Source organism: Ectopseudomonas oleovorans (assembly GCF_029845265.1).
Lineage (GTDB): Bacteria > Pseudomonadota > Gammaproteobacteria > Pseudomonadales > Pseudomonadaceae > Aquipseudomonas > Aquipseudomonas oleovorans.
Genome location: NZ_JAOCLK010000021.1, coordinates 43332 through 64118, shown reverse-complemented (window position 1 = coordinate 64118; position 20787 = coordinate 43332). Strand labels below are relative to the sequence as shown.

The following is a 20787-nucleotide window of genomic DNA, read 5'->3' as shown; positions in this document are numbered from 1 at the left end:
CGTATCAATGATTAAATTCGCCCTTCGCACTGCTTCCATCATCCGGGTTCGCCGCGATGCACGACCTTCACCACTTGCTCGACGTGATTTCCCGCAGTCTGCCTGGGCTGCAGGGCCGTATCGGTCATGCCGAGGCTGATCTGCTGGTTTGCGGCAGCGATGGCAACGCACAGCGTATCGCCACGCTTTATCAGCACTGGCGCCAGGCTCACCCCGAAGCCGGGCCGCATTACTGGACTGTGCGCAGCTGGACCTACCTGGTCTGGCAACCCATCTACCTGACCTTGCTCGGCGTGCATCTGGCGCAGCGCATGCCCTGTCTGTCGACGCTTGGGCAGGATGTTCAAAGTGGTGTGGTGTTGGGCTTCTGTCTTTCCGATCACTGCCCGCAACGGGCTGCAGAGGGCGAGCTGATCAACCTTGCTGGCAGCCAACTGGCCGACCTGTTGCGCCGCCAGCATGTCGAGTTCTGTCAGGTGCAGAGTATCCACGGCAAGCTGGCTCAGCGGCTGGCAGCCGACTATGTGCTGGCAGCGTTGCTGCTGGTGCAGCGTCAACTGAGCCTGGATAACCAGCAACTGCGGGGGCTATCGGCGCGCTGGCTGGAAGCATTGGGGCTGCGCGGTGGTAGCGACCTGCTGGAAGTGCGTCTGGAGGATGGGCGTGACTGCCTGACCCTGGAGCGCAAGGCCTGTTGCCAGCATTTTCGGCGTTGCGACGGCGAGCTGTGCAGCACCTGCCCGAAATTGCGTCGTGACGAGCGCCTGGTGCGTCTGCGTGAGGAGCTGGCTCAGGCATGCTGAATCTGCGTGATATCGAAGTGCGTCGTGGCGAGCGGGTGACGCTGGCAGTGGACGATCTGCACCTCGAAGGTGATCGCTTCACCGTGATTCTCGGCCACAATGGCTCGGGCAAGTCGACCCTGATGAACCTGCTGGCGCGGCAGTTGCAGCCGACCCGAGGCTCGCTGCAGCTCGATGAGCGCGACCTAGCCGGTTTTTCCGCCCGTGACTTCGCCCAGCGCGTGGCCTTCCTACCGCAGCACCTGCCCGACGTCGCCGGCCTGACCGTGCGCGAGCTGGTACGCCTGGGGCGCTTTCCCTGGCGTGGATTGCTCGGCCGCTGGCGCGCCGAAGACCATGCGGCGGTCGATCAGGCGCTGGCCCAGACAGATGTCGCCCATTACGCCGATCACCTGGCCGACAGCCTCTCCGGTGGCGAGCGCCAGCGTGCCTGGATCGCCATGCTGCTGGCCCAGCAATCGCCGCTGTTACTGCTCGACGAGCCCACCTCGGCGCTGGACCTGGCGCACCAGTACGAGCTGATGGGCCTGCTGCGCCAGCTCAATCGCGACAGCGGACGCGGCATCGTCGCCATCCTCCACGACATCAACCTCACAGCGCGGCATGCCGACCGGGTGATCGCCCTCAAGCAGGGGCGGATCTTCTTCGACGGCAGCCCGGACGAGCTGCTCAGCGGGCCGTTGCTCAGCCAGCTCTATGACATCGATATCGAACTGATCGAGCAGCCCGGCAGCGCCCGCAAGATTGCCGTGGTGGCCTGAGCATGGCGGTAGTCTCGGCGCCGTCACGCCACCTTCTGACACTGTTCGCGCTGCTGCCCCTGGCACTCCTGCACCTGTGGCTGGCGGCCGATCTCGCTCCATTCGAACTGTGGGCGATGCTTGCTTCTGCCGAGCACAGCTTCGAGTTTCTGCAGCTACAACTGTCGGCTCTACCCAGGCTGAGCATGGCGATGCTGACGGGTGCTGCGCTGGGCCTGTCCGGCAGCCTGCTGCAGCAGATCACGCAAAATCGCCTGGTGTCGCCCATGACTATCGGCGCTTCGTCCGGGGCCTGGCTCGGGCTGGTGCTGGCCACCTTGCTGGTGCCGACCTTCGCGGCCGATCACGGGCAGTGGGCGGCGCTGCTCGGTGCGCTGCTGGCAGTCGGCCTGGTGCTGCTGATTGCCGGGCGCAGCGGTATTGGCGGGCTGCCGCTGGTGCTGGGTGGCATGGCCATCAACCTGTTGCTCGGCGCCCTGGCTGCCGGGCTGGTGCTGATCAACAACCAGTACACCCAGGGGTTGTTCGTCTGGGGTGCGGGTGATCTGGCGCAGATCGACTGGCACTGGGTGCAGTGGCTGTGGCCCAAGTTGTTGCTGGCGCTGCCGCTGCTGATCCTGGCGCCGCGGCCGTTGAGCCTGCTGCAGCTTGGCGGCGATGCTGCCCAGGGCCGTGGCCTGGCGCTGTGGCCGGTGATGCTGGTGCTGTTTCTGGCAGCGCTGTGGTTGTGCTCGGTGTCGATCACGGCGGTCGGCCTGATCGGTTTCATCGGCCTGCTCACACCGAACATGGCGAAAATGCTCGGCGCCCGCACCGCGCGAGACGAGCTTCTCTACAGCGCGCTGCTTGGCGCATTGCTGCTGCTCGGCACCGACGCCCTGGCGCTGCTGGCCAATCGTCTCAGTGGCCAGTTGGTGCCCAGTGGCGCCGCCGCCGCGTTGATCGGGGCGCCAGTGTTGTTATGGCTGGCGCGTCGCCACCTGGCTGCAGAAGATCCGCGTGGCCTGCAACTGCCGCGCGGCGCCGAGCAATTCGGTTGGCGCAGTGCGCTGTGGGTGGCGCTTCTCGCCGTGCTGGCGCTGCCCGTGGCGCTCGGGCTGGCCCGCGGTGTCGATGGCTGGCACCTGCAGTGGCCGTCGGCGCTGGTCTGGTCGCTACGCTGGCCGCGTGTGCTCACCGCTGCCTCTGCCGGCGCTGGCCTGGCGATTTCCGGCCTGCTGCTGCAGCGCCTGCTGCGTAACCCGCTGGCCAGCCCGGATATCCTCGGGCTCTCTGCCGGGGCCACGCTGGCGGTGATGCTGGCGCTGATCGTCTTCGGTGGTGCGCTGCTCGGCGCGGTCGCCCCGCTGGCGGCCTTCGTCGGCAGCCTGGCGGTGCTGGCGGTGTTGATGCTGCTGGGCCGGCGTCATCGCTACTCACCGGCGCTGATGGCGCTGCTGGGGATTTCCCTTGGCGCGCTGCTCAATGCCGCGTTGCAGTTTGTGCTGGCCAAGGGCAGTGGCGACTCGTTCGCGTTGCTCGGCTGGCTGGCCGGCTCCACCTACCGCGCCACACCGGCACAGGCATTGTGGCTGACGGTTGGCGTGCTGCTGTTCGGCGCTCTGGCAGTGCTGTTCCAGCGTGCGTTGACGCTGATTGGCATCGGCGATGGGGTGGCCGCCAGCCGCGGCTTGAACGTGCCGCGCTTGCGTCTGGTGCTGCTGGTGCTGGTGGCGTTGCTCTGTGCGCTGGTTACCAGTCTGCTCGGGCCAGTGGCGTTTCTGGGGCTTTTGGCCCCGCATATCGCGGTGATGCTCGGCGCGCGCCGGGTGCTGCCGCAGCTGCTGCTGGCGGCCTCGTTGGGCGCGGTGCTGATGCTGCTGGCCGATTGGGTTGGCCGCACCCTGATCTTCCCGTTGCAGATTCCGGTGGGCATTGTCGCCTCGGTGTTGTGTGGCAGCTATTTCGTCTACCTGCTCATCCGTGGGAGGTTGGCGTGAGGCGTTGCTTACTCGGCTTTCTACTGCTGTGGCTGACACCTGCCTGGGCGAGTGATGCGCCACGGGTGGCTGCGCTGAGCTGGGAGGCCACCGAGCATCTGCTGATGCTCGATGTGACGCCATTGACCGTCGCCGATGCCGGTGACTACCGCGCCTGGGTGGTCAGGCCGACGTTGGCTGAGGGCGTGCCGTCGAGCGGTTCGCGCCTGGAGCCCAACCTCGAGTTGCTGGCCGAGTTACAGCCTGAGCTGATCGTCATTCCACCGGTGCTGGAAGACATTCGCCCGTTGCTCGAACGTATCGCGCCGGTGCAGGTGTATCAGGGCTTCAGCCAGCAGCATGACAATCAGCAGGTGCAGCGCGAGGCGTTTCTCGACCTGGCGCGCTCCTTGGGGCGCGAGGCGTTGGCCGAGCAGCGCCTGCAGGCGATGGACGTCTATCTGGCGCAATGGCGTGAGCGGCTGCAGGTCCATTACGCAGAGCACTTGCCGGCCGTCACGGTGATTCGCTTCTCGTCGCCGACGGCCGCCTTCATCAACGGCCCCAACTCCATGCCGCAACATGCGCTGGCGCTGCTGGGCCTGCAGCCGGCACTGGACCTGCCGCCGAGCCCCTGGGGCATCACTCAGGTACCGATCACCGCGCTGGGTCGTATCGAAGAGGGTGTCGTGCTGCATATCGAACCCTTTGCCCAGGAGGCGCAGTTGTTCGCCTCGCCACTTTGGCAGGCGATGCCTTTCGTGCGTGAGCAGCGCTTCGCCGCGATGCCCTCGACCTGGACCTATGGCGGCGTGTTTTCCCTGCAGTATCTGGCCGAGGCCATAGGTGAAGCGCTGCTTAAACTGCCGTCTGAATCTGGAAAAGCGACCCAACAGACCCTAGCATTGACGACATCGCCTCGCCCGCCGTGCAAAGGCAGTTTCCGTCTGCATGACAAGCCCGTGCTCAACGCCGGCTATTCGCGCTCGGTATTCTGGCTGCGGCTGGACCTGCACTATTCTGATTGGATCGGCCGCCTTGTTCGGCTGCCAGTTCGCTCGCAGCTTCCTGCACACTGGCGAACACAGCCCCTGGGTCGATCGCCTGTTGCTGCTGCTTATGGCCTGCGGCGCAGGGGTGATGATTCTGGCGCTGAGCATCAGTTATGCCACGGCATTGCGTCTGGCCACCTACCTGGCCCTGCTGTTCACCGTGGTTATCTTCGCCGCCGGTATCCTCGCCTGGCTGCGCGGTATGCGCGTGGCGCGGTACTTCATCTTCGCCTGGACCGCCTTTCTCATCGGCGGCATCGTCAACACGCTGATGGTGCTGGGCTACCTGCCCAACGTGTTTCTCACCATGTATGCCAGCCAGATCGGCTCGGCGCTGGAAGTGGGCCTGCTGTCGCTGGCGCTGGCCGATCGCATCAACGCAATGAAGGAAGAGCGTACGCGCATTCTCCAGGAAGCCGGACGCAAGCTCGAAACGCTGAACCAGGAACTGGCCGACAGCAACCGTTTCAAGGATGAATTCCTCGCCACCGTGACCCATGAGCTGCGTACGCCGATGAACGGGGTGATCGGCTCGCTGGAGCTGATGCAAACGGTGAAGATGGACATCGAACTGGAGCAGTACCAGAAGACCGCTGCAGCGTCCGCGCGCGACATGATGCGCATGGTCAACGACATCCTCGCTCTCACCGAATTGCAGGCCGGCAAGCTCTATCCGCGGCGCGAGACGTTCAGCCTGCGCGGGCTGTTCGATGGTCTGCGTGCCCAGTATGCGGCGCGCGCTGAAGACAAGGGGCTGACGTTCGCCCTGGAACTGGACGACAACCTGCCCGATACCCTGGAAGGGGACGCAGCCAAGCTGGCACAGGCGCTGGGCTATTAACCCGGCAATTTAACAGGGCAAGTAGCGATCAATCTTTATATCCATAAGCTATTGAATTTAATGGTTTTTTGTGAATGTTTGAGATGTGCTATTTGATTGCCGCGTTAATATCTGCTGGATAACGCCATCAAGTTCACCAGCCAAGGCGGCGTGACCTTGCAGGTCGGCCGCGTTGGCAGCGTGGGCAGCAACCTGCCGCTGAGTGTGGTGGTCAGCGATACCGGGATCGGTTTCGCCCCCGTCGACGGCGACCTTTATCAGCGCTTCCATCAACTCGATGGCTCGATGACGCGCAAATACGGCGGCCTGGGCATCGGCCTGGCGATCTGCCAGCAACTGGTTGACCTGCTTGGTGGCGTGCTCAGTCACGAGTCGCAGCCGGGGCAGGGCAGTCGGTTTCGCCTCGATGTGCCGCTGACTCTGCCGTTGCAACCGCAGGCCAGCGATGTTCGCCCGGCACGACCGCAGGGCGGCGCGTTGCAGCGCCAGGCGCAGCAATGCACGGTGCTGATCGTCGAGGGCAATGCGATCAACCAGCTGGTGACCCGCGGCATGTTGCTCAAGCTCGGCTACCGCGTGCGCACTGCCGACAACGGCGCCGAGGCCCTCGAGTTGCTGCGCAGTGAGACGGTGGATGCGGTGCTGCTCGACTGCCAGATGCCGGTGATGGACGGCTTCGCCACCTGCCGTGCGCTGCGCGCCCTGCCGGGCTGCGCCGAGCTGCCGGTGCTGGCGATCACTGCGCACAGCCACAGCGGCGACCGCGAACGCTGCCTGGCCGCGGGCATGAGCGACTACCTGGCGAAACCGGTGAAATTCGACGAGTTGCGCGTACTGCTGCATGACTGGGTGCTGTGCCGCCCGGCAACGGTTTCCGGTGGCGCCGCGCCGGTCTGACTCTTTCGCAGGGCGTGATGAAGCCGCTGCGCCCGTAGGAGCCGGCTTGCCGGCGATGCTCTGCGCCTGTCAGATCGATGATCGCCAGCAAGCTGGCTCCTACAAGTGCAGCTTTGCACGGGCAACCTCATTCCCGATTCGGCGGCAGTTTTGGCCGGATCGTCCCTTTAGTCATGGTCTGAATCCTGATTCACTGAATGTGGATGAATCAGGATTCAGATCATGGCTTATCGCACCACCGAAGCTCGACTCGACCGCGACCAAGCGTTGCGCGCGCGTATTCTCGACTGCGCCTTGCTGCGGGTAGCCGAGGGCGGTTTCGCCGCCCTGACCATGCAGGCGCTGGCCGACGATGTCGGCATCGCCACCGGTAGTCTGTACCGCCACTTTCGCAGCAAGGGTGAACTGTCCGCCGAGGTATTCGCCAGCGCCAGCCAGCGTGAGGTAGATGCTCTGGCCGCTGCCTTGCGTGGGCCGGGCAGCGCCAGTGAGCGCCTGCGCATCGGCCTCGAACAGTTCGCTGCCCGCGCCTGGCATAGCCGCCGCCTGGCCTTCGCGCTGATCGCCGAACCGGTCGACCCGGAAGTCGACGAGCAGCGCCTGCTCTATCGCGAAGCCTACGCCGAGCTGTTCATCGATCTGCTGGAGGAGGGGGCCGGCGCCGGTGAGTTTCGCGTCGAGCAGATCGGCCTGATGGCGGCCTGCCTGGTCGGCGCCATTGCCGAAGCGCTGGTCGGCCCCCTGTCGCCACCTGCTCGCGCCGCTCGCGAAGCAGGCCAACCCACCCTGGAGCTGGCGCAGGTCAGCGCCAGCCTTGCCACCTTCTGCCTGCGCGCCGTCGGCGCCAAGGAGCCCACGCGATGAAGCCCAGCCTGCATGCCGAAACCCACGAGGTGTTCAACCAGGTACCGAGCCTCGATGGCGCCAATCTCTATCGCCTCGATCTGCCGCTGCAGGAGTGGATTCGCCGCTACGATGGCGCCTGGGCCCACGAGCGTTTGAGCGCCTATGGTGCGCTGGCCGGCGGCGCCCTGATGCAGGCCGGCTTTCTTGCCAACGAGAACAAACCGGTGTTCAAGAGTCATGACCGCTACGGCAATCGCATCGACCTGGTCGAGTTTCACCCGGCCTACCACGAGCTGATGCGCACAGCGGTCGAGCACGGCCTGCCGTCGCTGCCCTGGACCGACCCGCGTGCCGGCGCCCATGTCGCCCGCGCCGGGCTGACCTATATGCATAGCCAGGCCGAAGCGGCCAGCGGCTGCCCGTTGACCATGACCTTCGCCGCCGTGCCCGCCATCCGCCTGCAGCCCAACGTAGCCGAGCAGTGGCTGCCGAAGATCCTCGCCACCGAGTACGACCCACGCAACCTGCCGATGGAGCAGAAGACTGGCGTGACCATCGGCATGGCGATGACCGAGAAGCAGGGTGGCACCGACGTGCGCGCCAACACCACCCGCGCTTATCCCATCGGCCTTGGCGGGCCGGGGCAGGGCTATGAGCTGGTGGGCCACAAGTGGTTCTGCTCGGCGCCGATGTGCGATGCCTTCCTCACCCTGGCCTACACCGACAAGGGCCTGTCGTGCTTCCTGCTGCCGCGTCACCGCCCGGACGGAACGCGCAACGCGTTCTACATCCAGCGCCTGAAGAACAAGCTGGGCAACTGGGCCAACGCCTCCAGCGAGGTGGAGTACCGTGGCGCTTTCGCCTGGATGCTCGGCGAGGAAGGGCGTGGCGTGCCGACCATCATCGAGATGGTGGCGATGACCCGCTTCGATTGCATGGTCGGCTCCAGCAGCCTGATGCGCCAGGCGCTGACCCAGGCTGCGCACCACTGCGCGCATCGCCAGGTGGGTGGCAAGCTGCTCGCCGACCAGCCGCTGATGCAGAACGTGCTGGCCGACCTGGCGCTGGAGAGCGAAGCCGCGCTGGCCCTGTGCATGCGCATGGGCCGCGCGCTGGATCACGCGCATGACGCGCAGGAAGACAAGTTCGCTCGTCTGGTCACCGCCGTGGGCAAATACTGGATCTGCAAGCGCGCGCCGGAAATGATCTACGAGGCCAGCGAATGCATGGGCGGCGCGGGCTATGTCGAGGAAACCATCATGCCGCGCCTGTACCGCGAAGCGCCGGTCAACTCGATCTGGGAAGGCTCGGGCAACGTGCAATGCCTGGACGTGCTACGCGCGCTGTCCAAGGAACCTGGCGTGCTCGACGCGTTGTTCGCCGAACTGGGCGATGGTCACGGCGATGCCCGCCTGAAGGCGCATATCCAGCGCCTCAAGGCAGATTTCGCTGATACAGCCGACATCCAGTACCGCGCGCGCCGGCTCACCGAAGACATGGCCGTAGCACTGCAGGCGAAGCTGCTGCTGGAGGCGGGCAACGCCACTGTCTCCGATGCCTTTATCGCCAGCCGGCTGGAAGGCCGTGGCCGCGTCTACGGCACCCTGCCGCGCGGTGTCGACGTCGAGGCGCTGCTGGCGCGTAGCACGCCGAATCTGCTTTGATACAGGGGCAATCTTTAACAAGGAGAAGTTGGTAGGTTTTTAGCGGCTGATTTTCTCCTTTAAGGAACAATTGGTTAGGCTAAGTGTGTTCCCCGCGCCAGCGGGGATGAACCGGTCGCCGGCATTCATCATATCGGCCAGGCCATGTGTTCCCCGCGCCAGCGGGGATGAACCGCCGCCGAGGTTCGCAAGAATGCCCGCGTGGCCGTGTTCCCCGCGCCAGCGGGGATGAACCGCCCCCGAAGTCAGCAGCGAGAAGGCTACCACAGTGTTCCCCGCGCCAGCGGGGATGAACCGCTGTTGATTTATATGGGATTAATGCGTGTTAAGTGTTCCCCGCGCCAGCGGGGATGAACCGCCGACCGCGAGCGGTTCCCTACTGTTGACCAGGTGTTCCCCGCGCCAGCGGGGATGAACCTTGGTGGTGGTCGCGCGAACGGAGCTGTAAAGCGTGTTCCCCGCGCCAGCGGGGATGAACCGGCGCTGGTAGAGAAAATCGCGAAAATCTACAAGTGTTCCCCGCGCCAGCGGGGATGAACCGCGTACTGGCACGTTGTGAGCAACATCGGCAAAGTGTTCCCCGCGCCAGCGGGGATGAACCGGCCGGCAAGAAGTGATCGGCGCCGACGACCTCGTGTTCCCCGCGCCAGCGGGGATGAACCGCTGTCCGCATCCAGTCCGATCTTGATGTTCTTGTGTTCCCCGCGCCAGCGGGGATGAACCGTTCGCTTTCGTTCTGAATCTGTTCGGCTGGGAGTGTTCCCCGCGCCAGCGGGGATGAACCGCCGCTAGACATGCCGAAATGCTCAGCTGTCAAGTGTTCCCCGCGCCAGCGGGGATGAACCGGCTCGGCGGATGCGACTTCGAGCTGCGCGGAAGTGTTCCCCGCGCCAGCGGGGATGAACCGTATTCCAACCTCTTCTGTGCTTATGCGTATTTGTGTTCCCCGCGCCAGCGGGGATGAACCGCTGGTAGTGTCGAAAAAGTGTCGAAAACACTAGTGTTCCCCGCGCCAGCGGGGATGAACCGGGGATCATCCAGGGCATCGAGCGAGACGCCTGGTGTTCCCCGCGCCAGCGGGGATGAACCGGCATATGCAGTCACGGAGCGATCCGAGGCCATGTGTTCCCCGCGCCAGCGGGGATGAACCGATCAGGTTGTCAGTGAACTGGTTGTTACCAACGTGTTCCCCGCGCCAGCGGGGATGAACCCACTTCAACGTCTGGTGCCAGCAGGATGACCGGGTGTTCCCCGCGCCAGCGGGGATGAACCGAACGACCAAAGTGATCGTACTTCTGAGAAAGAGTGTTCCCCGCGCCAGCGGGGATGAACCGCTCCGACATTTCACGGCTGCTCATGGTGCGCGGTGTTCCCCGCGCCAGCGGGGATGAACCGGCTTATGAGGGTTTGGCTGGACGCTAGAGTCCGTGTACCCCGCGCCAGCGGGGATGAACCGGCGAACAGCGGGTCAGCGGAGCAGGTGCGCGAGTGTTCCCCGCGCCAGCGGGGATGAACCGCTGAGTTGGATATGCTCACCAAGGCCCGCGCCGTGTTCCCCGCGCCAGCGGGGATGAGCTTGGAGGGGGGCTCGGCACGCTGTTTTTTAGCCGGGCAGGCGAGTAATCTTGCCGCCGATGGTTCTGCGTGCACGTACATGACGCGGATGAAAAGGGAATAGGGTGCGGCGAATCTCGCCAACGCCCTGGCTGCCCCCGCAACTGTAAGCGGCGAACGATGCCCTCATGCCACTGACTCCGGTCGGGAAGGCGGGCGAAGTGCCAAGCCGTGAGCCAGGAGACCTGCCATCGATAACGGGCGTTTCGCCCATCCTTCATCCGAATCGTCGCGCGGTGGGCGCGGCAAAGGAACTCGCATGCATATCGAACCCGGTGTCGTCGAAGGCGCCAAGATCCTGCTCAGCTACGCAACGGCCGTCACCGCTTTCGGCCTGACCGCCAAACTCGCCCTGGACAGCGTCCGCAACAACGGCGGTGTCGCCGCCCTGGCGCTGCGCAGCCTGCTGACCACCGCGCTGGTGTTCTGCTTCTTCGAGGTGTTTCCGCATCATGCGGTGGGCGTTTCCGAGGTGCACCTGATCCTTGGTTCTACCCTGTTGTTGCTGTTCGGCGCTGGTGCCGCAGCCATCGGTCTGGCGGCTGGCTTGCTGTTGCAGGGCTTGTTGTTCGCGCCGTTCGATCTGCCGCAGTACGGCATGAACGTCACCACCCTGCTGGTACCGCTGTGGGCCATCAGTGTGTTGGCCAAGCGTATCGTTGCGCCGGGCACCGCCTACGTCGACCTGTCCTACAAGCAGGCGTTGGCGCTGTCGACCGCCTACCAGGGCGGCATTGTTGCCTGGGTCGGCTTCTGGGCCTTTTACGGCCATGGCTTCACCAGCGATAACCTGGCCGCTGTGGGCAGCTTCGGCCTGGCTTACATGAGCGTGATCCTGATCGAACCGCTGGTCGACCTAGGCGTGCTGGCCGCTGCCAAGGCGCTGGCGCGTTTCAGTCAGGGGTCGCTGTTCAACGTGCGTCTGCACCAGGCGGCGGTCTGATGCAATGCGCGGTGGCCGCTGATTCGGTCGCCGCGCTAGGTTTTGCCATGAGGATGCAGGCAAGATAGGCGCGTACGTTCAGTCAGGAAGATGCACTGTGAAAGCCTGCTCAGATGATTTCATCATTGCCCATACCCCCGAAGAGGCCGTCGACCGCCTCGCCGCCCTGCACCAGGAAGCCACCGGTGCGTTGAGCCATGCGCTCAAACGCTACCTCAAGGAGCGCATCCGCCCGGATGCCAGCGAGCACTGCCTGTTCCGCTACCCCGAATTGCGCCTGACCTACCTGTGCCAGGGCGAGGTGCCGACCACCGTGCGCGCCTATGCCAAGGTGCAGGTGCCGGGCACCTATGCCATCACCGTGACCCAGCCGGCAGCCTTCCGCAAATACCTGCTGGAGCAGCTGCGCCCATTAATGAACGACTTCACCCTGCGTGTGGAAGTCGGCCGCAGCCAGCAGAACATTCCCTACCCGTACGTGGTCGAGGGCGGCGATGAGCTGGCCGGCAGTGGTGTGACCGCCGCCGAGCTGGCACGAGTATTCCCCAGCACCGATCTGTCCGCCGCCACCGACGGCACCGCCGATGGTCTGTACGACTGGGAGAACATCGACCCACTGCCGCTGGCACTGTTCGACGCAGCGCGCACCGATTTCTCGCTCAAGCGTATCCAGCACTACACCGGCAGCGACTGGCGCCATGTGCAGCCGTGGATCCTGCTGACCAACTACCACCGTTACGTCGACCAGTTCATCCGCCACGGTCTGGACATGTTGGTGGGCGACTCGCGTTTCACCCGCATGGTGCTGCCGGGCAACGTGGTGATCGAGCGCGGCATGGCCGAAGGCGAGATGCAGGCGATCATCGAGAATGTGGTCTGGCACCGCTACCAGATGCCGGCCTATCACTTGCAGGCAGCGGACGGCCATGGCATCACCCTGGTCAACATCGGCGTCGGTCCGTCCAACGCCAAGAACATCACCGACCACCTGGCCGTGCTGCGTCCGCACTGCTGGCTGATGATCGGCCACTGCGGTGGCCTGCGCCAATCGCAGACCATCGGCGACTACGTGCTGGCCCACGCCTATATGCGCCGCGACGGCATTCTGGACCGCGTACTGCCGCCGCATATCCCGCTGCCGGCGCTGGCCGAGGTGCAGCAGGCGCTGCAGGAAGCCGCCAAGCTGGTTACCGGCGAAGAGGGCGACGAGCTGAAGAAGCGCCTGCGCACCGGCACCGTGTTGACCTACGACGACCGCAATTGGGAGCTGCGCTGGGCCCAGGAGCGGCCGCTGATCAACCTGTCGCGCGCGGTGGCGGTGGACATGGAAAGCGGTACCATCGCTGCTCAGGGCTATCGCCTGCGGGTGCCCTACGGCACGCTGCTGTGCGTATCGGACAAGCCGCTGCACAGTGAGATCAAGCTGCCCGGCGCAGCCGGCGCCTTCTACGAGCGCGCGGTGACCCAGCACCTGCATATCGGTATCGCGGCGCTGGAGTTGATGCGCAGCCAGCTCAACTCGCTGCACTCGCGCAAGTTGCGCAGCTTCGACGAGCCGCCGTTCCGCTGAGTCAGGCGGCCGCCGGCGCCTCGTCACGCAGCAGCTCGGCCAGTGCTGCGCGGTCGATATTGGCGCCGCTGAGCACCACGGCCACGCGCTGGCCGGCATTGAGCTTGCGTTCCTGCATCAGGGCGGCCAGCGCTGCTGCGCCGGCGCCTTCGGCGAGGTTGTGGGTGTCCTCGTGATAGGCGCGGATGGCGCCGCGGATTTCCTCGTCGTCGACCCGCACGATGCGTGCGGCGCCGGCGCGAATGATGTCCAGCGCCAGTTGCTGTGGCTGGCGGCAGGCCATGCCGTCGGCCAGGGTGTCGGCGCGTTCGGTCTGCACCAGCCGGCCTTGTTCGAAACTCTGCGCGTAGGCGTCGGCGCCACTGGCGACCACGCCGACGATCTCGGTGTCGAGGCCCAGCAGGTTGCGGGTGCGGATCATCCCGCAGATGCCCGAGCCGAGGCCGATGGGCACGTACACCCGGCGCAGGTTCGGCACCGCCTCCAGTAGCTCCAGCGTGTAGGTGGCCACGCCGCGCACCAGATCCTCGTGCAGTGACGGCACCCAGTGCAGGCCGTCGCGTTCGGCCAGGCGCGCGGCTTCGGCGCGGGCTTCGTCGAAGTCGCGGCCATGTTCGATCACCTCTGCGCCGAGTGCGCGCATCGCCGCGTTTTTCTCGCGGGCGTTGCCGTGTGGCACCAGGATGCGGATCGCCAGGCCTGCGGCACGCGCCGCCAGTGCCAGGCTCTGGCCGTGGTTACCACGGGTGGCGGTGACCAGCCCGCGCACCTGCGGTTCGCGGCGCAGCAGGGCGTCGATGTAGACCAGCCCACCGCGTACCTTGAAGGCGGCGGTGGGGGCATGGTTCTCGTGCTTGACCCAGACCTCGCAGCCTGTGCGCTGGGCGAGCAGCGGCCAGGCCAGTTGCGGTGTGGGCGCCATGTGGCGGTGAACCAGTTCAGAGCTCTGACGCAGTTGGGCGAGATCGAACATGAGGCGTGCTCCGGGTGGTGTTGACCCCGATGCTAGTGCGGCGCATTGTATGGGTAAATCTTTATATTGCATGGCAAGCAATGTGGCTTCCTGACCTGCAAGACAGCGCTCTCCCGACATACCTCGCCCTGGTCGAGGCCATTGCACTGGCCATTGGCCGAGGCGAACTCAAGTCTGGTGAACGGCTACCGCCGCAGCGCCGACTGGCCTGGACGCTGGGCATCAACCCGAGCACGGTGATGCTCGCCTACCGCGAAGCTGCGCGTCGACACCTGGTATCCGGCGAGGTCGGGCGCGGCACCTACGTGCTGTCCGGCAGTCATGAGGCAAGCCTGTTCCGTCTCAAGCAGCCGACCGCGCAGGGCGACCTGATCGACCTGTCGACCAACGTACCGGTGCATGACCCGGACAATCATGATCTCTCCGCCAGCCTCGCCGCACTGGCCGCACGCGGCAAACTCGATGCGCTGCAGGCCTACCCTTCGGCGGCATTGGTCGAGCGTGCGCATCTGGCGGGGGCAATCTGGTTGCGACGGCGTGGTCTGCAATTGGCACCGGGCGAATTGCTGCTCTGTGCTGGCGCCCAGCAGGGCGTGTCGGCGGCCTTGCTGGCGCTGTGCGAGGCCGGCGAGCCGATTCTGGTGGAGCGCTATACCGCGCCGGGGATCAAGGCCGCCGCAAGGCAGTTGCGCCTGCCGCTGCATGGCGTGGCGATGGACGAGCACGGCATTCTGCCCGATGACCTCGACCGCCAGGCCCGCGCTACCGGGGCTCGCGTGGCGGTGCTCACACCCTGTTTGCAGAATCCTACCGGCGCCAGCCTGGACGCCGAGCGCCGCGCGGCCATCGCCGAGGTGGCACGGCGGCGTGGCTTGTGGATCGTCGAGGACGATGTCTACGGCGTGCTCGGCAGCGAGGCGCCACTGGCGGTGCAGCTTGCCGAGCGTTGCCTGTTGATCAGCAGCCTGTCCAAGAGTGTTGCGCCGGGGCTGCGTCTGGGCTTCATCGCCGGCGCGCCGGAGCTGCTCGAACGCATCGACCGCGAGGCACAGGCCACGCGCTGGGCCGTGGCGCCGCTGAGTCTGGCGCTGGCCTGCGAATGGATCGAAAGCGGCGTCGCCGAGCAGCGCCTGGCCTGGCAGATGGAGGAGTTACAGCAGCGCTGGCGCCTGGCCGCGCGCGTGCTCGGGCCACGCATGCCGCAGGGACGGGCGGTGGCGCCGCATCTGTGGCTGGACGACTCGCCGCCCGCCGGCCTGGCCGAAGCCTGCCGGGATCACGGCGTGGAGGTGGTGGCGGCCGAGGTGTTTGCGGTCGACGCCAATCCGGGGCACGCGGTGCGCGTCAGTCTTGCCGCGGCGGCCAGCCGCGCCGAGCTCAAGCGGGCGCTGGAAGGGATAGTGGCGGCCTGGCCGCTCTGACGGTTAGTCCGCCTGGGGCTGTTCCAATAGGTTTGCAACAGCGGATCGTCTAACGAAGATCAATGGATCGAAGGCACCGCCATCGCTGCTGCCTTCGAACGTGCAGTGGCGTGTGTAGCCCGCCATTGGCGCTATGGCGGGTTGCACCCGCACTACGAGGAAGTCCTAGCTCTGTTCATCCGGTGTATCGGGGGCAGCGCTGGCTTGCGCCTGTTCGGCCTGGGCGAAGTTCATGATCACCTCGCGAATGAGCCGTCGGCGGGCTGGCGAGAGCGCCAGGAACGCTTCTATGGCCTCGCGCTCCTGGTGGGGAACGCACTCGTACAGTTGCTGTTGCCTTTTTATCTGCTCAGGAACCTCCTCTCCGAATCTCAGGGTGCGGGGATCTATTCGTAGCCACTGCGCCAACACCAGCAGTTTGTCCTCCGTCGGCAGAGCTTCGCCTTTCAGCCAGCGCCGAACGCCATGCAAAGTCACGGGTTTGCCCCAGTAGCGCAAGTTGAACTCACGCTCGAGTACGGCGGGTTTGGCCTCGTAGCCTGCTTGCTCGAGTGTGCTGCGCAGGCGTGCGGCAAATTTTTGACGTGTGTTTTCCATGACGGGAAACACTACGGAGGAACACGACAGCGTGGCGTAACACAATAGGCAATATTGATTAAGTTAATTACGTAAATTATGGTTACGTTAGTGCTGGCGTAATGATACCATCATGGCTCGATCATCAAGTGCATGCAGAGAGTATCCGATGAGACTGAATACCCCTGTGACGGGGCGAGAGCGTGACTTTCCGTCTGCGCAGCGCTTGATTTCGGCGACAGATACAAGGGGGCTCATCACTTACTGCAACGATGAGTTCGTCAGCGTCAGTGGCTTCGAACGTGAGCAACTGCTGGGGCAACCACACAATATCGTGCGTCATCCGGATATGCCGGAGGCGGTATTCGAACATATGTGGAGTCATCTCAAGGCCGGCAAGGCCTGGATGGGCATCGTCAAGAACCGCTGCCAGAACGGCGATTTCTATTGGGTCAGCGCCTATGTGACGCCGATTTCCGAGAATGGCCGGGTGAGCGGTTACGAGTCGGTGCGGGTGAAGCCGGATGCCGAGCAGGTACGCCGCGCCAGTCAACTCTATGCGCAGATACGCGCGGGTAGGTCGCCGGAGTCGTCGGGGCAAGGCCTGTGGCGTTGGGCCGAGATACTGGGTATCCCCGCCATGACCGGTTTGGCCGTGCTGGCGGCGTATCAGTGGGTTTCGCCTGTCGTGGGTCTGGCCTGTGCCCTGGCGGTGCCGTTCGCCCTGCAGGGGTGGAATGACCTGCGCCGGGAGCGCCTGCTGCAGCGTTTGCTGGATAGCCTGCAGGGGGCTTTCGACAGTGAACTGATCGCACGTACCTATACTGATTTGTCCGGCAGGCCCGCCCAGGTGCAGATGGCCCTGATCAGCGAGCGCGCGCGTATCCGCACGGTGCTCAGCCGCCTGGAGGATTATGCCGACCACAGTGCCGAACTGGCCCAGCGCAGTGGCCGTTTGACCAACAGTTCCGAAGCGTCCCTGCAGGCACAGCGTGGCGAGGCGGATATGGCGGCAACCGCGATGCACGAGATGGCGGCATCGATCGCCGAGGTATCGGCGCATGTTCACCGCACCGCCGATGAAGCCCGTCGGGCCAATATGCTGGCCCACGATGGCTCGGCCGAGGCTGGCAAGACCCGCGAGGTGATCGAGAAGCTGGCGCACACGGTGTCGGGGATCAGTGCATCGGTGGAGGGGCTGGCGCGCGATACCCAGTCCATCGAGCAGGCCGCCAGCATGATCCGGGCGATAGCCGAGCAGACCAACCTGCTGGCCCTGAATGCGGCCATCGAGGCTGCGCGGGCTGGTGAACAGGGCCGGGGCTTCGCAGTGGTGGCCGATGAGGTGCGGGCTCTGGCGTCGAAAACCCAGGATTCGACCCGGGCCATTCAGGACATCATCAAGACGCTGCAGGCCGGAGCACAGGGCTCGGTGGCTATTGCCCAGGCCGGTACGCAGGAGGCCGCCGCCGGTGTGCAGCAGGTAATCGCCACCCAGGACGCGCTGCAGGGGATCAGCAGTGCCGTCGACCTGATCCACGACATGGGTCAGCAGATGGCTGCGGCATCCGAGGAGCAGGCCCATGTCGCCGAGGATATTTCCCAGCAGATCACCCGGATTGCCCAGGCTTCGGATCTCAATGCCGAGCTGGCGGGGGAATCCGCGCAGGTCGGTAACGATCTGCAACAGACTTCGCGCGCCATGCATGCACTGGTCGAGCGTTTCAGCAGTTGAGAGAAATTATGGAAAACAGCGAAGACACTGTGGCCGCTGACCCGGACCAGTGGGATGGTGTCGACTCGGCGCTGGCCGGTGCCATTTTCGATGCTGCGGTGGATGCCATCATGGTCATCAATGCCCGTGGCATTCTCCAGGCGGCGAACCGGGCGACGGAGCAGACCTTCGGTTTCAGCGCCGACGAACTGCTTGGCAAGAACATCTCCATGCTGATGCCCGCGCCGCACGCCGAGGCGCATGACGGTTACCTGGACAACTACTGTGCCGGTGGCGAGCGCAAGATCATCGGGATCGGTCGGGAGGTCATGGGCCGGCGCAAGGATGGCGTCTGCTTCCCCTTGCACTTGAGCGTCGGTGAGTTCCAGCGCGACGGTCAGCGCCTGTTCGTCGGCATCTGTCACGATATCAGCGAGCGGCGCAAGTTCACCGAGCGCATCGCCTTTCTGGCCGCCTACGATGGCCTCACGGGCTGTGCCAACCGGCATGAGTTCATTCAGGGCCTGGCCATGGCCATGGAGGCGTGCGAGGTTTCCGGGCGGCAACTCGCGGTGCTGTTCATCGACCTGGACGGCTTCAAGCAGATCAATGACAACCATGGCCACAGGGTTGGCGACCGTCTGCTCAAGCTGGCGGCTGAACGCTTCCAGAAGAGCCTGCGCGATGGCGACATGCTGGGGCGGGTGGGCGGCGACGAGTTCGTCGCCTCGATCATGCTGGAGTCCGGGGCCGAGACTGCCGAGCGGGTTGCCGCGCGCCTGATCGAGGCGCTCAAGGAGCCCTTCGTTATCGACACCCGCGTTCTGAGCGTCAGCGCGAGCATCGGCATCAGCCTGTACCCGGACCATGGCCAGTCCGCCGACGAGGTGATGAACGAGGCGGATATCGCCATGTACCAGGCCAAGGTGGAGGGCGGGGCGTGCATTCGTCTGTTCGACCAGGCGCTGCGCGAGCGCTCCGAGCGGGTCTACCGGTTGCTCAGCCGCCTGCGCAAGGCCATCTCGCTCGATCAGTTCGAGCTGCACTACCAGTTGCAGTTCGACATGCAGACCTTGCAGCCCTGTGGCATGGAAGCCTTGCTGCGCTGGCGCGACGGCAGCAATGGCCTGGTGGCGCCCGATCAGTTCATTCCGGTGGCGCAGGAGTATGGCCTGATGCCGGCCATCGGCCGCTGGGTCATTCGACGGGCGTGCCGGGACAATGCGGCGCTGATCGAAGCGGGGCTGATGGATGTGGCGGTGGCGGTCAACATCTGCGCGCCGTTGTTCAGCGAGGCCGGCTTCGTCGCACTGGTTCGCCAGACTCTGCGCGACAGCGGCCTGCCGGCCGAACGCCTGGAGCTGGAAATCACCGAGGATGTGGCGATGAACGCCTCGGCGCAGGTATTGCAGACTTCGGTCGAGTTGCACGAAGCCGGAGTCCGTCTGGCGATGGATGATTTCGGCGTCGGCTTCTCGTCACTGGGGCGCTTGAAACAACTGCGTTTCGACAAGTTGAAGATCGACCGCTCGTTCGTCTCGGGCTTGCCCGGCAACCCCAGCGATCAGGCGATCATCCAGGCCATTCTCGGCATCGCCCAGGGGCTGGGTATGCGCACCGTGGCCGAGGGGGTCGAAACCGAGGCGCAACTGGCCCTCTTACAGGAGGGTGGATGCAGTCAGGGGCAAGGCTTCTGGTTCGCCAGGCCGATGCCGCTGGCGGAGTTGGTCGAGTGGCTGCGGGCGCGCTTGTAGGCGCGAATTCATTCGCGAAGGCCTGCTTTGCCGGTTCCGAGGGCCGCTACGCGATCCATCGTACAGTGCAGGCTTGCCTCTGACGTTGGAGCCCCTGGGGCCTGTTGACGTTTCGTCGCGAGCAGCACAGGTGATGCAGGTGCCGGATGCTCCTCCTCGTAGGGCGGGTTGCACCCGCCCTACGGCATCCGACCAGCCCCAGTCTCAAGTGCACCGTGACGGCACCGAAGAATCACAATATTTCTTTCTGGATCAAATTCTTATACTGAAACGTCAACAGCCCCTAGCAACTGGCATCCAGCACCACCCGATAGCGCGCCTTGCCGCTGCGCAGATGGTCGATTGCCGCGTTCACCTGGCTCATGGGGAATTGCTCGACCTGTGGCAGGATCTGATGCCGAGCGCAGAATTCGAGCATGGTCGCCATGCTTGAGGGCGAGCCTACCGGTGAGCCGGACAGGCTCTTTTGCTGCGGGATCAGGTTGAACACGTGCACTGGGATGGCGCTGGGCACGATGCCGACGAAGTGCAGGCGGCCCTTGCCGCGCAGGGTGCCGAGCAGGGCAATCCAGTCGAGGTCGGCGCTGGCGGTGACCAGGAGGAAATCCAGGGTGCCGGCAATGGCCTTCATTGCCGCGCTGTCGGTGGAGGCCACCACCTTGTGCGCGCCCAGGCGTTTGGCTTCATCTTGCTTGTTCAGCGACGAGGTAAAGGCCGTCACCTCACAGCCCCAGGCGTTGAGAAAGCGCAGCGCCAGGTGGCCGAGGCCGCCGATGCCGACCACGCCAACGCGGTCGGTGGGCTTGATGTCGAACTCCAACAGCGGGCTGAATACCGTGGAACCGGCGCAGAACAGCGGGCCGACCAGCGCCGGGTCGAGGCCGTCGGGCAGCGGCACCGCCCAGGCCCAGTGCGAGCGTAGGCGGTCGGCGAAACCACCGTGGCTGCCGACGATGGTCGGTTTCACCGAGCGGCACAACTGGTGCGAACCCTCCATGCACGAGCCGCAATGCATGCAACTGCCCTTGTACCAGCCGATGCCAACGCGCTGGCCCAGCTTGAGTCCGCGCGCCTGCTCGCCGAGACGGACGATGGTGCCGACCACCTCATGGCCGGGAATGAAGGGGTAGCGCGCATTGCCCCATTCGTTGTCGATCATCGACTGGTCGGAATGGCAGATGCCGCAGTATTCCACCGCCACTTCCACCTCTTCGGCGCCGAGCGGGCCGGGGTCGTAGCTCAGGCGTTCCAGTGGCGCCTTGGGTGCCGTGGCAGCCCAGCCGGTGAAGGTAGCGAGTTCGGCACTGTTGCTCATGGGAGGCTCCCGATTGCAGAGGTTGAGTCAGCAGCTTAGCTGCCGCTGCGCAACTGGGAAGCACCATCAGTGCCGCTGATCGTGG

At 65.0% G+C, this 20787-nt stretch carries 13 protein-coding genes, 2 pseudogenes, 1 CRISPR repeat array and 1 riboswitch; of the genes and pseudogenes, 12 read left to right on the top strand and 3 right to left on the bottom strand.

Annotation, left to right across the window (positions count from 1 at the left end; all coding sequences use genetic code 11):
• Window positions 1-56 precede the first annotated feature (56 nt).
• From N5J71_RS12685 to amn, 9 genes and pseudogenes are all read left to right on the top strand, one after another.
• The gene (locus N5J71_RS12685; RefSeq protein WP_106733503.1) at window positions 57-803 is read left to right on the top strand and encodes a siderophore ferric iron reductase; all 747 of its coding nucleotides are present in this window, start codon (window positions 57-59) and stop codon (window positions 801-803) included.
• On the top strand, window positions 797-1564 hold the full coding sequence (locus N5J71_RS12680) for an ABC transporter ATP-binding protein (protein ID WP_106733504.1): 768 nt from the start codon (window positions 797-799) through the stop codon (window positions 1562-1564). Before N5J71_RS12685 ends, N5J71_RS12680 begins: the two co-directional genes overlap by 7 nt.
• Window positions 1565-1566: 2 nt before the next feature.
• Complete coding sequence (gene fhuB / locus N5J71_RS12675; protein WP_279916961.1) at window positions 1567-3543, top strand: Fe(3+)-hydroxamate ABC transporter permease FhuB; 1977 nt, start codon at window positions 1567-1569, stop codon at window positions 3541-3543.
• Window positions 3544-3647: 104 nt separating this feature from the next.
• A pseudogene (locus tag N5J71_RS12670) lies at window positions 3648-4256 on the top strand (ABC transporter substrate-binding protein); the annotation flags it as partial.
• A gap of 286 nt (window positions 4257-4542) precedes the next feature.
• Window positions 4543-6312, top strand: a pseudogene (locus tag N5J71_RS12665) (7TM diverse intracellular signaling domain-containing protein); the annotation flags it as partial.
• 222 nt (window positions 6313-6534) lie between these two features.
• Complete coding sequence (locus tag N5J71_RS12660) at window positions 6535-7176, top strand: TetR/AcrR family transcriptional regulator (protein WP_074855324.1); 642 nt, start codon at window positions 6535-6537, stop codon at window positions 7174-7176.
• Window positions 7173-8822 (top strand): acyl-CoA dehydrogenase family protein, encoded by a 1650-nt coding sequence (locus N5J71_RS12655; protein ID WP_074855323.1) that lies wholly within the window; start codon window positions 7173-7175, stop codon window positions 8820-8822. Before N5J71_RS12660 ends, N5J71_RS12655 begins: the two co-directional genes overlap by 4 nt.
• 85 nt (window positions 8823-8907) lie before the next feature.
• Window positions 8908-10400: direct repeats of the CRISPR family, unit length 29 nt; unit sequence GTGTTCCCCGCGCCAGCGGGGATGAACCG.
• A 40-nt stretch (window positions 10401-10440) separates the two neighbouring features.
• A riboswitch (cobalamin riboswitch) is annotated at window positions 10441-10643 on the top strand.
• A 52-nt stretch (window positions 10644-10695) separates the two neighbouring features.
• Window positions 10696-11379 (top strand): energy-coupling factor ABC transporter permease, encoded by a 684-nt coding sequence (locus tag N5J71_RS12650; protein ID WP_004424707.1) that lies wholly within the window; start codon window positions 10696-10698, stop codon window positions 11377-11379.
• A gap of 97 nt (window positions 11380-11476) precedes the next feature.
• Window positions 11477-12949 carry an AMP nucleosidase gene (gene amn, locus N5J71_RS12645; RefSeq protein ID WP_004424704.1) on the top strand — a complete coding sequence of 491 codons (1473 nt, stop codon included), beginning with the start codon at window positions 11477-11479 and terminating at the stop codon, window positions 12947-12949.
• A 1-nt stretch (window position 12950) separates the two neighbouring features.
• On the opposite strand, the gene N5J71_RS12640 is transcribed toward amn, so the two are convergent.
• On the bottom strand, window positions 12951-13922 hold the full coding sequence (locus N5J71_RS12640) for a threonine dehydratase (RefSeq protein ID WP_279916960.1): 972 nt from the start codon (window positions 13920-13922) through the stop codon (window positions 12951-12953).
• Between the two features lie 80 nt (window positions 13923-14002).
• Here N5J71_RS12640 and N5J71_RS12635 point away from each other — a divergent pair, with 80 nt between their 5' ends.
• Complete coding sequence (locus N5J71_RS12635; RefSeq protein WP_279916959.1) at window positions 14003-15343, top strand: aminotransferase-like domain-containing protein; 1341 nt, start codon at window positions 14003-14005, stop codon at window positions 15341-15343.
• Window positions 15344-15508: 165 nt separating this feature from the next.
• Here the strand turns inward: N5J71_RS12635 and N5J71_RS12630 are convergent, their stop codons facing one another.
• Window positions 15509-15940, bottom strand: coding sequence for a hypothetical protein (locus N5J71_RS12630; protein WP_055987221.1), 432 nt, complete (start codon window positions 15938-15940; stop codon window positions 15509-15511).
• Window positions 15941-16088: 148 nt separating this feature from the next.
• Between N5J71_RS12630 and N5J71_RS12625 the strand changes: the two genes are divergently transcribed.
• Window positions 16089-17654 (top strand): methyl-accepting chemotaxis protein, encoded by a 1566-nt coding sequence (locus N5J71_RS12625; protein ID WP_055987218.1) that lies wholly within the window; start codon window positions 16089-16091, stop codon window positions 17652-17654.
• Between the two features lie 8 nt (window positions 17655-17662).
• Complete coding sequence (locus tag N5J71_RS12620; RefSeq protein WP_279916958.1) at window positions 17663-19387, top strand: putative bifunctional diguanylate cyclase/phosphodiesterase; 1725 nt, start codon at window positions 17663-17665, stop codon at window positions 19385-19387.
• A 283-nt stretch (window positions 19388-19670) separates the two neighbouring features.
• Here N5J71_RS12620 and ahr read toward each other — a convergent pair whose 3' ends face one another.
• The gene (ahr, locus tag N5J71_RS12615; RefSeq protein ID WP_279916957.1) at window positions 19671-20702 is read right to left on the bottom strand and encodes an NADPH-dependent aldehyde reductase Ahr; all 1032 of its coding nucleotides are present in this window, start codon (window positions 20700-20702) and stop codon (window positions 19671-19673) included.
• Window positions 20703-20787: the final 85 nt, after the last annotated feature.

What these genes read in the sequence shown, in the direction of transcription:
- N5J71_RS12685 (WP_106733503.1), top strand. Translation starts at nt 57, where the DNA reads ATGCACGACCTTCACCACTTGCTCGACGTGATTTCCCGCAGTCTGCCT.
- N5J71_RS12680 (WP_106733504.1), top strand. Translation starts at nt 797, where the DNA reads ATGCTGAATCTGCGTGATATCGAAGTGCGTCGTGGCGAGCGGGTGACG.
- fhuB (WP_279916961.1), top strand. Translation starts at nt 1,567, where the DNA reads ATGGCGGTAGTCTCGGCGCCGTCACGCCACCTTCTGACACTGTTCGCG.
- N5J71_RS12660 (WP_074855324.1), top strand. Translation starts at nt 6,535, where the DNA reads ATGGCTTATCGCACCACCGAAGCTCGACTCGACCGCGACCAAGCGTTG.
- N5J71_RS12655 (WP_074855323.1), top strand. Translation starts at nt 7,173, where the DNA reads ATGAAGCCCAGCCTGCATGCCGAAACCCACGAGGTGTTCAACCAGGTA.
- N5J71_RS12650 (WP_004424707.1), top strand. Translation starts at nt 10,696, where the DNA reads ATGCATATCGAACCCGGTGTCGTCGAAGGCGCCAAGATCCTGCTCAGC.
- N5J71_RS12640 (WP_279916960.1), bottom strand. Translation starts at nt 13,922, where the DNA reads ATGTTCGATCTCGCCCAACTGCGTCAGAGCTCTGAACTGGTTCACCGC.
- N5J71_RS12635 (WP_279916959.1), top strand. Translation starts at nt 14,003, where the DNA reads ATGTGGCTTCCTGACCTGCAAGACAGCGCTCTCCCGACATACCTCGCC.
- N5J71_RS12630 (WP_055987221.1), bottom strand. Translation starts at nt 15,940, where the DNA reads ATGGAAAACACACGTCAAAAATTTGCCGCACGCCTGCGCAGCACACTC.
- N5J71_RS12625 (WP_055987218.1), top strand. Translation starts at nt 16,089, where the DNA reads ATGAGACTGAATACCCCTGTGACGGGGCGAGAGCGTGACTTTCCGTCT.
- N5J71_RS12620 (WP_279916958.1), top strand. Translation starts at nt 17,663, where the DNA reads ATGGAAAACAGCGAAGACACTGTGGCCGCTGACCCGGACCAGTGGGAT.
- ahr (WP_279916957.1), bottom strand. Translation starts at nt 20,702, where the DNA reads ATGAGCAACAGTGCCGAACTCGCTACCTTCACCGGCTGGGCTGCCACG.